Genomic DNA, 12366 nt, shown 5'->3' on the forward strand with positions numbered 1-12366 from the left:
AGGATAGCGTTTCAGACACCGCGGGAGGTCATTTGGCCGGTCCGGTAGAGCCCCGTTCAACCAGTCTGACGGCAAACTCGGTGTAGGTTTCAGTCATGTCCGGATTCTTGATGCGTTCCAGCAGTCGTTGCAGTCCCCAGGCACCGATTTTTTCGCGGTCCACATGAATCGTGGTCAACGGACAGGCCGCCATAGCGGCAGTGGGAACATCATCAAAACCGATAATGGAGATGTCTTCAGGTACCCGCAGCCCAGCCTCCTGAATGGCCGCCATGGCACCAAAAGCACAACCATCATTAGCACACTGTATGGCGGTAAAGTCTGCACCGCCGCGGGCCTGCAAGCGGGCTTTGACCGCACTGTAGGCAGCGTCGGTACGCATGGCTGCGAGTTCCACAACCAGGTCATCATCGATCTCGATGCCGGCTTCTTTCAGACCTTTGTGATAACCGGCCTGACGATCACGAATGGTCAGCCGCTGGGAGAACGTCAGATTCAGAATGCGCCGATGCCCTCGTTCAAGCAGATGCCGTACGGCAATGTATCCACCCATGCGATTGGCAGGCGCCACGGCATCGAGGCGCATCAGCGCATCGATGCCATTAATGATGATAGCCGGATAACCATCTTCGGTGAGCCGTTGAATCAGCGACTCATCCTGAAACGACAACAACACATAACCCTTGGTCACCGGTTCGTCGTTGTCGGCCCGGTGAGGAGGCAGAGCCATACCAGACCCCATCATCGAAATAGTTGGCGTGATACCAAATTGCTGACATTGGGAACGAATACCGGTCATAACACCCTGCATGAAATGTTCGGACTCAACGTCCACTTCCACCATCGTCAGCACGGTGATTTCACACGCAGAACCGGATTGTTCACCAAAGTTCAGCCGCTCAGCGGTGGACTGTATTTTTTGGCGCACCGCCTCAGAAATGCCGGGCGCACCACTCATGGCACGGGATGCAGTGCTGATGGAAACACCGGCGGCATCGGCAATTTCACGCAGAGTGACTTTGCTGCGTCCGGGGCGTACATCATGACGGCTTTTGCGTTTGTTGTGCTGCTCAGAATCCGGCATCTTTTGTTCCAAACCTGTTATTCAGGACTTCAATATCATAATCCCATGTGCACGGCAAAATCTTGCAACCGTTTCCGGGATCTCCAGTGTGGTCATGGTTTGCTGTTGCGTGTCCACCGTCGCAAACACTGCGGTCACCAGCCAATGCGTTCCGGCAGTGACAGTACCATTCAGGCGCGGAATAAAGGTCCGGGGAAAACGCAGATTGGTATTGGGTGCTGCCCGCACAATCATCCCGTTACGCTCACCCGTTAAATCCTGCACCGCCGAAATGCCGGACAATGTCCGTACCTGAGCCAGGCCATCGGCTGCTTCTATCCAATCGTCAGGAGTCTGATGACCATCGCCACTGCGATCAACGGCAAAACCGGTTTCCACTACCTGCAATTCAGACGAGGTGATGATCCGATGGATCCGGATATGCCAGCCAGGCGAGGCAAAATCCACCCAGCTGCAAATCTCCAGCCCGGCATCGGGTTGCCAGCGACCAAACGCCATATTCTGATCGATACCGGCCTCACTGATACGACTGCGGGACAGAAAACTCAGACCATCGCGGGACACCATCAGGCCGGAATCAAGCGCCGAATAATCCGGTCGTTCCGGACCGTTGGCATCGCTGCTGAGGGAAAACCCGTGGGCAGAAGAATAGGCAAAGCGCGCATATTTGGCGTCACAACCGCGATGCTCACAGCCATCCTGTCCACCGGTCAGCAGTACCGCATCAGCCGGGCCACGACGGCCGATAAATCCTGACGCCGGCATCACCACCCGTTCACGATCCAGCGCCTGCGGCGATTCCTCTTCGGCCTGCCAGAATGGATGCTGCTCCGGCAGCGCCAGCACCAGGAAACTCTTCAGCGCCCAATAGGGTGAACCCGGCGCGTTGTAAGCTTCTGACATCAGCAGATTGGGGTAGCCATAACCAATGGACAATACACCGTCGCGTTCGCAGATCGGCTGCTGTCCCCACCAACGCAGATGCCGCAGCAACAGTCCTTTGATCCGTCCCCAGGGCAATACCTCTTCACCGGCAAAGGCACAGGCGGCCCAGAATGCTCCCTGGGCAAAACGATAGGTCATGGAACGGCCAAACGGCACCGCGGCTCCGTCGTCGGCAAACCAGTGCTGGAAGTCCGCCGCAAACACCCGTGCCCGCTGGCGGTAACGGGCGGCATGGTCGGGATACAGATCGCCCGCCAGCTGCGCCACCATCAAGCCATAAAAGTGCAGCGCCATCGGCACGTAGTAATCCAGCTGATAACGCTCGCCATCACGATACCAGCCATCACCAAGATAAAAACTGTCAATGCGTTGCAGCGCCGCCCGTACCGCTTCATCAGACCAGCTCCGCCCGACATTGCGCAGTGCCAGATTGGCCAGCACCCGGAAAAACAGCCAGTTGTTATCGGCGGTGGGAAAGTCATTGATGGTCAGCAGCCAGCGGGCGATATGGTCTTTGGCGGCGGCGCTCAGAGGCTGCCAGAACTGCTCCGGTGCCAGCAGAAATGCCAGTGACAAGCCCGCCATTTCCACCATGCGCTGATCGTAAGGGCCGACATCCCCCCAGTATTCCGGATGATCCGGATCCATGCCGGCGGTCAGTCCGCTCAGATAGCGCGGCAGATCGTCAAACTCGCCGCCACCGGCCAGCAACGGTGCGAGCCCCCACAACGGCCGCACAAACGATTCCATCTCCGCTGCCGCACTGCCGTAATGCACCCCGCCCACACCCAGGCGCAGGCGCGCACCGGCGGTCGAATACCACGGGCGCAGGGGATCATAAAAGCCCAATACCGCCTGACGCAGATGTTGCCGGGTTTGTAATGGATTGCCATACAGCGGGTTTTTCGTCAGCAGTGCCTGTACCGAGGGATCCCGTTGCCAGGCAGACAGGATAACACTGGAATATTCAGACTCATTGGCCATGATCAGACTCCGGTCAGCGTTAATTCGTCGCGACGCAGACAGCGCGCCAGATGTTGTTCGTGATCCGCACCGAGTTCGGGTGCATCAGTGCGGCAGGCTTCCGAGGCATACAGACAGCGCGGGTGAAACACGCAGCCGGTCGGCCGGTGAGCCACGTCAGGCACCTCACCCCGCAGGATCTTGCGTTGCGAGCCGGCGCTGCGCAGGCGCGGATCGGGTCGCGGCACGGCGGAAATCAGTGCTTCGGTATAGGGATGACCGGGGCTGCCATAAAGCTGATTGGTGTCCGCCAGCTCAACCAGTTCACCGGCATACATGACCGCCACGCGGTCACAGATATGCCGCACCACCCCCAGATCATGACTGATAAAAATGTAGGTCAGATTCAATTCTTCCTTGAGGTCTGCCAGCAGGTTGAGGATCTGTGCCCGGATCGACACATCGAGCGCTGATACCGCTTCATCGGCCACCACCAGCCGGGGTTCCACGACCAGGGCGCGGGCGATACCGACGCGCTGGCGCTGACCGCCGGAAAACGCATAGGGATAACGCGACATCAGCTCCGGACGCAGTCCGACTCTGAGCATCATGCTGGCGACGCGATCCTCCATTTCACTGCGGGCCATGCGCGGACGCTGGTTTTTCAGCGGTTCGGCAATGATGTCGAACACCGTCATCCGTGGATTCAGGGATGACCACGGGTCCTGAAACACCATGCGAATCTGCCGATGGGTCTGTCGCAGGGCTGCACCGTTGACCTTGCAGAGATCAACCGCTTCGCTGTGATCGTCGGGCTGATACAGCACACTGCCGCGAGTCGGCTGGTACATTCGCATCAGACAACGGCCCAGAGTGGTTTTGCCGCAACCACTCTCTCCCACCAGCCCCAGGGTTTCGCCCTGATAGACATCAAAGGAAATATCGTTCAGCACATTCAGTACCGAGTGCTGCTGCGGAAAATCCATCGACAGATGATGAACGGATAACAGTTTGCGGCGAACGGACGTCATGTTCAGGCTCTCCTGGCATAAGCGGCTGTCGGTGCCGGCTGCTGCGCTTCGGCAACCCGGCGATGACAGGCGGTACTGTGCTGTTGATTGATCAGCATGGTTTGCGGGCGTTGCCGGTCACAGACGCCGGCCATGGCCTCCGGGCAACGTGAAGCAAAGGCGCAGCCGGGAGTGACCGTGGCCGCTGACGGCACCATGCCGTCGATGGTTTCCAGACGGCTGCCCGGCACTCGCGGGACATCCACCCGCAGCACCGATTTCATCAAAGCCTGGGTATAGGGATGACGGGGATCGGCAAAAATATCCGTCACCGGACCATATTCCACCACTTCGCCGAGATACATGACCGCCACGGTATCGGCAATTTCCGCCACCACGCCCAGGTCATGTGTAATGAGAATAATCGCGGTGCCGGTATCTGCCTGTAACTGCTGCATCAGTTCGAGAATCTGTGCCTGAGTGGTCACATCCAGGGCTGTGGTCGGCTCATCGGCAATGAGAATCCGGGGCTGACAGGCCAGCGCCAGGGCAATCATGCAGCGTTGCAGCATGCCACCGGACAATTGAAACGGATAACTCTCCGCCACCCGTTCCGGATTCGCCAGGCCGACTTGATGCAACAATGCCAATACCCGCGTCAGTGCCTCTTTTTTTGTCAGCCCAAAATGGTAACGCATGCCCTCGCCCACCTGATCGGCAATGGTATGCACCGGACTCAGGGAAGCCATCGGCTCCTGAAAGATCATGCCCATTTCACGCCCACGTAAAGCTCTGACCGGTTTGCCTCTGGGATCCATGGCGGCGACATCGAGCACGGCTGAATCCTGGTGATACAGAATCTGACCGGCGGCGATGCGTCCGGGAGGATCGAGCAGTTGCATGATGGCCCGCGCCGTCACGGATTTGCCACAGCCGCTTTCGCCGACGATACACAGGGTTTTGCCGGCTTCGAGGCTCAGATTGACGCCGCGCACGGCGTGAACGGTCTGCGTGGGCAGCGCAAATTCCACCCTGAGGTCACGCAACTCCAGCAACGGTGTCTCCGGGGTTTGGGTCATAAGGTCATCTCCATCCGAATCTGTATACGGTCAAGGGGTTCAGGTGGCATCACCTGGATACGGAATAAATCGCGGTCCGGGCCGCTCTGGGCCTGAACACCAGGTTCTTCAATCAGGGAAATATGCAGTTGTGGATCGAGCCGGATCTGCAACGCTCCAACCTGGATCAAACCAGGCTGACAGTGCGGCCGAACGGTGGCCACCAGTTGACTGATGACGGTTCCGGCCACACCGGCGTTGAACACCACCGTATCGGTCAGAACCACGGTGGCCGGAGAACCATCACTGACCTCCAACCGCCGCACCAGCGAAACCAGCCCGGCCGCAGCGGGATAGGCGGCGGTCAGATCCAGTTCCAGAGCCGCACCGTGATCATTCACCACATGCGCCAGTACCTCTGCTTTATGGTCAGCTCCGGCGGCCTGTTCATAACCGTTGATCAATGGCACCGAATGCCCGAGGGAACGGTTGACCAGAAAGTCATAGCGCTCCGCCCCGAAATAACCGCGCACGTAGCGTCCACGTCCGGGGTCCGTCAGCAGTGAGCGGCCATGGCAATGGACAATAAAAGACCCGAGGTCGTTGTGATTATGCATCTCACCGTTATGACCGCCCTTGGCCGCCAGCACCAGAGTTGGGTTCGCTCCGACCCGGTGGATCATCCATTGACTGCGGGGAAACCAGGTGTGACGTTCAGGATTCGTGATCACCGGCGGGGTATCGGTCCGCCACAGCAGATCCCGCAACATCCAGTTGATCCGGTCGGCGTGGTGCTCCTCGGTTTCGGCCTCCGCCAGCGTCAGCAGTCCCGGCAGTGCCAGCCGACGGGCCAGAAAATGCAGCTGTCCGGGTACGAAGGCGAGGGTCTCCGGGGCATCGGAGAAGCTCACGAACTGTCCCGGACTGAGCTGGCAGCACAACGGAAATTCGGCGATCCGGCGCAGCTTCTCACCCGCCAGCAGATCCAGGGTGCCGGCACTGAAGCGGGCCAGCAAGTCGGCGATCACGGTGTAGTAGCCAAACCCGTATCCCCAATATCCGGGCCCTTCGGTCAAACAGCCCTGATCATCAAAACCATCGATATACAGGGCCAGCGAACGCAGACCACGCTCAAACATCCGGGTCAGTCTGGCCGGGTCACGTTCCAGATACAGTGCCGCGGACAGAATGCTGCCATTGCAGACCGCCGACCAGTTAGTGACCTGTCCCTGAGCATCGCCAAACATCCATCCATGTTCATATTCAAGATAAGGCACAAAGCAGCGCTGCTGGATTTCCCGGACGATGCGCCGCCGCACGGCTGCCGGTAGCGTGTCCTGTAACAGATAGTCCAGCTCAGCCAGTTCAAACGCCGTCATCGCCGCGTTCAGATCCACCACCGGCTGGTCGACATCCGGCAGCCCGGCGGGCGCATGCGCCGGCCAGCACCAGCTGGATTCTTCAAGGATGGCCCAGACCACGTCGATCAGCGGTGCCAGAAACCGGTCATCGGCACTCAGACCATAGGCCAGCGCCAACGACCCCATCATCCGCCGGCGTTGCACCTGCGGCTGTTCGTACTCAAATCGCGAGCCGTCACGGCTGTAAGCCAGATAATCACTGGCCCGTAGCGTGGGTATCGGTTCTGCCAGCGAGGCTTCAGCCAGCGCCAGCAGTCTGGCGGCAACCTGGGCGTGGGGACCATGATTCAGGGCCTGCCAGGCAGCCCGATCCGCGATGGGAGGATACGGTGCAAAGGTGCCGGCGCGGTCAGCAAATTCACTGATTGTAGGGATCTGCGGCATCACGGAGACCGTCCCCCAGGAAGTTAAGCGCCAGCACGGCAACGATAATGGCGAGTCCGGGAATCAACAGCCAGGGCGCGGAGGTCAATACCCGGATGCTCTGGGCATCCTGCAACATCACCCCCCAACTGACCACCGGCGGTTGCAGCCCCAGACCGAGAAAACTCAGCGAGGTTTCCGCCAGAATCATCGCCGGCACTGCCAGACTGGATGCAGCAATAATGTGGCTGATAAACGACGGCAGCATATGCCGCATGACAATCCGCAGTGGCGAGGCACCGTCCAGCCAGGCCGACATCACAAAGGTTTCCGTTTTCAGGGTGATGAATTTGCCGCGCACGACCCGCGCCAGTTCGGTCCAGCCGATCAGCGATAAAATCAGAGTGATGCCAAAGTAAATCGCCAGCGGCGACCAGTCGCGCGGTAATGCTGCCGCCAGTGCCAGCCACAGCGGAATGGTCGGGATCGAGCGAAAGAATTCAATCACCCGTTGAATCACACTGTCCACCCGGCCGCCGAAATATCCGGAGATTCCACCGATGATGATGCCCAGCACCAGCGACACCAGCACCCCGATCAGGCCAACCGACAAGGACACTCGGGTGCCATGCACGAGTCTTGAAAACACATCCCGGCCAATCCGGTCTGCACCCCAGATATAAAACGGCTGGCGCTGATCCACCGGACCGATGATCCGGTGCTGCAAGGGAATCAGGCCCCAGAGCTTGTAAGGTTTGGTTTTGGGAAACCATTGCAGATCGATGATCTTGTCCGGGTCCACCGCAAACGTCCGCCGCAGGGCGACTGGATCGATCCTGACCTGGTACCCGTTCACATGGGGCCGGAAACGGGTGTCACCGTCGGCATCGGTATAAAACAGATGAATCCGTTGCGGCGGTGCATAGGTGTGGGTCGGGCTGTAGTCCTCCGGCGCGGCGGTGGCCACGACATCGGCAAATATGGCAATCAGATACAGCAAGACCACCACCACGCCGCCGATCATGGCGGGTTTGTGACGACGAAAGCGCAACCATACCAATCGCGACTGTGAGGCGGTGCCGGCATCGGCAGCGTGGGGGATGTCAGAGGCAAGTGTCATAAGCATTCCTCAGGAAAGACGGATACGGGGATCCAGCCAGGCCAGGATCAGATCCGATATCAGAGTACCGATCAGAGTCAGAGCCCCAAGCAGCAATACGAACGCCCCGGCCAGATACATGTCCTGGGAGGTCAGCGAGCGCAGCAGCATCGGCCCGGCCGTCGGCAGACTCATGACCACACCGACAATCACCGACCCGGACACCAGCGTCGGCAGTATCCAGCCCAGCGTCGACACCAGGGGATTCAGCGCCACCCGGACCGGATATTTCAGAATCAGCGTGTGCTCCGCCAGGCCCTTGGAGCGGGCCGTGACCACATACGGTTTGTTGATCTCATCCAGCAGATTGGCGCGCATGACCCGCATGATCTGCGCGGTACCGGCGGTGCCGAGCACGATCACCGGTGCCCAGGCATGTTTGAGAAAATCCCCAAACCGGGCCATGCTCCATTCGGCATTGGCATATTGATCGGAAAACAGCCCGGCAATTGAAGTACCGGACCACAGGTAAGCGAAGTACATCAGCACCAGCGCCAGCATGAAATTGGGGGTGGCGACGCCGATAAAACAAAACACCGTACCCACATGGTCACCGATGGAATAGCGCCGCACCGCTGAGTAGATACCCACCGGCACAGCGACGGCCCAGATGAAAATCACCGTCATGCCCTCGACCATCATCGACAGTCCGATACGCCCCCAGACCAGCTCCGAAACCGGCTGTTTCCACTCAAAACTGCGACCGAAATCGCCATGCAGAACGATGTTGCTGATCCATTTCCAGTACTGAATGTAAAACGGCTGATCCAGCCCGTACTGAACCCGCAGAGCCTCGATCATGTCATCGCTGACGGTATCGCCGGTTGCCCTGAGCTTGGCGATATAGGCAGACAGATAATCCCCCGGCGGCAACTGGATGATGATAAAAGAGACCAGCGACAGCGCCATCATGGTGATCAGCATGGCCATGACCCGCCTGATTATGAAATTCGTCATCGGATGCTCCCATCTACAGACTGAACAGGATGTCAGAGGGCGTTTATGACACCCTCAAAACCTTACTGCATGAAGAACTGCGCCACCCCGACCGGAGCCGGATTCGGGTAATTCCAGGCAGCAGGCATTGCGTTGGGCACGTTATGCAGACGATCGGACTGAATACCGAACAGATTGGGAGACAGCACAATCCCCATGACATAAAACTCATCGGCGGCCATATCCACAATCCGGTGCATGAGTTCGGCCTGTTGTTTGGGATCAGCGATCTGGGTCAGTTGCCGATACAGCGCCATCTGTTGTTTGACCTGGGCCGGCGGCTCTTCAGCCAGTGGTTGGGTCGGATCGTTAAACCAGGCCTGCCAGCGGATGGCGAAGATCGATTCATCGGAATAGGGGAACAGCCAGCGCGGGTCCAGCATGACATCCACACCGGCACCGGCATCACCGGCCCAGACCTGGGCATCGTGCTGATTGGCGCGGCGGGTTTCATAGAAAATGGTGCGGTCCACGGTATTGATCTTCAAATCGATGCCGACATCGCGCCAGTATTTTTGCACCAGCTCCAGGGTATCGATCCAGAACGGGAAAATGGCGGCGACCACATCTACAGAAATCTGCACCGGTTTGCCGTTTTCCATCAGCCGGATGCCGTCCTTATTGCGTTGTTTCAGGCCCACACGATCGAGCAGCTGATTGGCTTTGTCAGGATCAAACCGAGTGTACTGAGTGGCCAGTTGCTCGTTATAAAACTCGGATTCCGGCCGTGGCCCTACCTGATAGGGTTTGGTCTGACTCAGATAAATCGCGTCATTGATCTCGGGCCGGTTAATCGCCTCGCTCAGGGCAATGCGAAAATCCTTATTCTGGAACAGTGCCCGTTTGGTCGGATCAGGATGATTCAGGTTAAGAGCAATGACCTGAGCATTGGATTGCGACGGCAGCAGATCGTAAAAATGAAAATGACCTTTTTCCTGACCATCGTAAAACACCGGCTTCAACGATAAAGAAGAAATGTGCCGGTCCTGCAGATCGATCTCACCATTGAGGGCACGGAACACGATATCCTCGGCACTTTCGGCCACGGTGAACTGCACGCCATCGAGATAGGGCAGCTGATTGCCGGCGGTATCCACTTTCCAGTAATACGGATTGCGCACAAAGTTCAGCTGTTTGCTGTCACCGAGATAGGGTTCCACCGACATAAACGCCATCATGGTCGGCTTGTCCGGGTTCTGCCAGCGACCAATCTCATTGGCACGATCACACATCACCTTCATGCGCTCACCCCAACTCTGAAAACCGGCGGCTTTGGCTTCAGCGTTGGCATTGGCGTTGTATTTTGGATGGAACTGTTTGCAGTAGTGGGCCGGATAATTCACCAGATCGACCCCTTCGCCGGTCGCCAGCCGCTGAATCAAAAAGCCATTTGGCGCGGCATAGGTCAATTTGAAGGTGGCATCATCGATCACAGTCACTTTGACCAGCTCATCGTTGGCCGTCAGCCAGCGGAACGGAGACGGATAAAATTCTGAGTTACCTTCCATATCTTCAATGGCAAAACGCACGTCTTCTGAGGTGAACGGCGTACCGTCGGACCATTTGGCGCCTTTGCGCAGGGTAAAGGTATATTCCGTGGCATCTGCATTGGCCTGCCATTGAGTGGCCAGACCGGGAATGGCGGCCGACCAGTCCGGATTCCAGCTGACCAGGCCATCGTAACCGATGGTTCTGATCAGATGCACATGATCGGCACCGCCCTTGAGCGCTGCCCGCCAGGTTCCACCATAGACACCCACCCGTTCGATCGGGGTCATTACCAGTGGTTGTTCGGGTAAACGATCCGGCAAGGCCGGTAATTCACCGGCTGCGACTTTGGCGGCAAATTCCGGCGCTTCACCAGCACCGGCTACGGAGCAGGCCAGACCGGCCATCAGTGGAAAAATGATCGCCCGGACAGATCGCCAGGCCCTTACAGATACAGGGTTATACATTCGGTGCTTCCTCCGGTTTGTTATTTTTGTTTGGCTAAAAGCAGGTTGTCAGAGAGCGAGACTATTCTTGGACGATGATGCAAAACTGTCAAATATTTTTTGCATTATTCGCAATTTTTTGCATCATTGTGCAAACTATTGTCAGAGAGCTTCTGAGCAGATCATTTTTCAGCGGCTCTTCAGATTCATCCAAACAATAAAACCAAAACAGGATACCCCCACATGTCCCAGCATCAGACTTCCCATTCCACACCAACGGCTTCAGCTCTGGACCGGGCGGTGAATGCCATCCGTAAAAATCTTGATCAGGTGGGTACCCGGTTCCCCAAAATCGGCGCTGGGCCGGGCCTGAAATATGCCGACTGCGACAATGATGACTGGGTGGAAGGCTTCTGGCCGGGGCAGATATGGCTGGCCTACAGTCTGACTCAGGATCCCGTGTTCAAGGACAAAGCCATTTTGTTTCGGCACTATTTTCAGCAGCGTCTTGAGCGCCCGGAAGGCTACATTCATGATTTCGGCTTCATGTATTCGCTGACTTGTGTGGCTGATTATCAACAGACCGGCAACGCAGAAGCCCGGGAAACCGCCCTCAGGGCAGCACGCATTCTGGCTGGTCGGTTTAACCCGAAAGGCCGGTTTATTCAGGCCTGGAACGAAAACGATGAATCACGACAACAGGTCTACAGCAATCGTGGCAAAATGATCATCGACTGCATGGAAAATATGCCCTTGCTGTACTGGGCCAGCCGCGAAACCGGCGACAGCCAGTTCTCCGACATCGCCGCCGCCCATGTGGAAAGTACCATTCAACACCTCATTCGCCCCGACTACAGTACCGGCCACACATTTAACTTTAATCCGGACAGCGGTGAACCCCTGGCCATCACCACCGCCCAGGGCTATGCCGACAGCAGCTGCTGGGCCCGTGGCCAGGCCTGGTCGATACATGGTTTCTGCTACATGTTCCTGAACACCCGTGACCAGCGCTATCTCGGCCTGGCCTGCCGTCTGGCGGATTATGCCCTGGAGCGCCTGCCGGCAAACGGTGTACCGGTCTGGGACTTCGATCTGCCTGCCGATCAGCCGCAATACGTCGACTCCTCGGCAGCGGCCATCTACGCCGCCGGCCTGCTGTTATTAGCAGAACTGACACCGGCTGGCACCCCCTACCGCAAGGTTGCCGACACCATTCTTGATACCCTGAATCGCGAATACAGCCTGGCAGATCAGCCGGAAGCCGAAGGACTGTTAGCCCATGGTGCATCCCATGTCAGTAAAGGACTGTATGACAACATGCTGCCTTACGGGGATTATTTTTATCTCGAAGCCCTGGCGCGGCAGCAGGGACACAAAACATTTTTCTGGTAGACCATTGTCGTGGGAGACATGATGACGGAGGCCTGCCTGCC

9 protein-coding genes are annotated in these 12366 nt (G+C 57.7%); 1 reads left to right on the forward strand and 8 read right to left on the reverse strand.

Annotation, left to right across the window (positions count from 1 at the left end; translation table 11 throughout):
• Positions 1–28 precede the first annotated feature (28 nt).
• The 8 genes from YC6258_RS26715 to YC6258_RS26750 form a co-directional block, all read right to left on the reverse strand.
• A complete protein-coding gene (locus tag YC6258_RS26715; protein WP_044619576.1) occupies positions 29–1084 on the reverse strand; it encodes a LacI family DNA-binding transcriptional regulator in 1056 nt (351 codons plus the stop codon).
• Positions 1085–1105: 21 nt separating this feature from the next.
• Positions 1106–3013, reverse strand: a complete 1908-nt coding sequence (locus YC6258_RS26720) for a DUF2264 domain-containing protein (RefSeq protein WP_052830612.1) — start codon at positions 3011–3013, stop codon at positions 1106–1108.
• 2 nt (positions 3014–3015) lie between these two features.
• Positions 3016–4023 (reverse strand): ABC transporter ATP-binding protein, encoded by a 1008-nt coding sequence (locus YC6258_RS26725; RefSeq protein ID WP_052830613.1) that lies wholly within the window; start codon positions 4021–4023, stop codon positions 3016–3018.
• A gap of 2 nt (positions 4024–4025) precedes the next feature.
• Positions 4026–5081, reverse strand: a complete 1056-nt coding sequence (locus YC6258_RS26730; protein WP_082070919.1) for an ABC transporter ATP-binding protein — start codon at positions 5079–5081, stop codon at positions 4026–4028.
• Positions 5078–6865 (reverse strand): heparinase II/III domain-containing protein, encoded by a 1788-nt coding sequence (locus YC6258_RS26735; protein WP_052830614.1) that lies wholly within the window; start codon positions 6863–6865, stop codon positions 5078–5080. Before YC6258_RS26735 ends, YC6258_RS26730 begins: the two co-directional genes overlap by 4 nt.
• A complete protein-coding gene (locus YC6258_RS26740) occupies positions 6840–7964 on the reverse strand; it encodes an ABC transporter permease (protein ID WP_044619577.1) in 1125 nt (374 codons plus the stop codon). The genes YC6258_RS26735 and YC6258_RS26740 overlap by 26 nt, the downstream gene beginning before the upstream one ends.
• 9 nt (positions 7965–7973) lie before the next feature.
• Complete coding sequence (locus YC6258_RS26745) at positions 7974–8960, reverse strand: ABC transporter permease (RefSeq protein WP_044619578.1); 987 nt, start codon at positions 8958–8960, stop codon at positions 7974–7976.
• Positions 8961–9022: 62 nt separating this feature from the next.
• On the reverse strand, positions 9023–10954 hold the full coding sequence (locus YC6258_RS26750) for an ABC transporter substrate-binding protein (RefSeq protein WP_044619579.1): 1932 nt from the start codon (positions 10952–10954) through the stop codon (positions 9023–9025).
• A gap of 222 nt (positions 10955–11176) precedes the next feature.
• Here YC6258_RS26750 and YC6258_RS26755 point away from each other — a divergent pair, with 222 nt between their 5' ends.
• Entirely contained in the window at positions 11177–12325 is a 1149-nt protein-coding gene (locus tag YC6258_RS26755; protein WP_044619580.1) for a glycoside hydrolase family 88 protein, read from the forward strand.
• Positions 12326–12366: the final 41 nt, after the last annotated feature.

It is taken from the genome of Gynuella sunshinyii YC6258 (genome assembly GCF_000940805.1).
In the GTDB taxonomy this organism is placed as follows: domain Bacteria; phylum Pseudomonadota; class Gammaproteobacteria; order Pseudomonadales; family Natronospirillaceae; genus Gynuella; species Gynuella sunshinyii.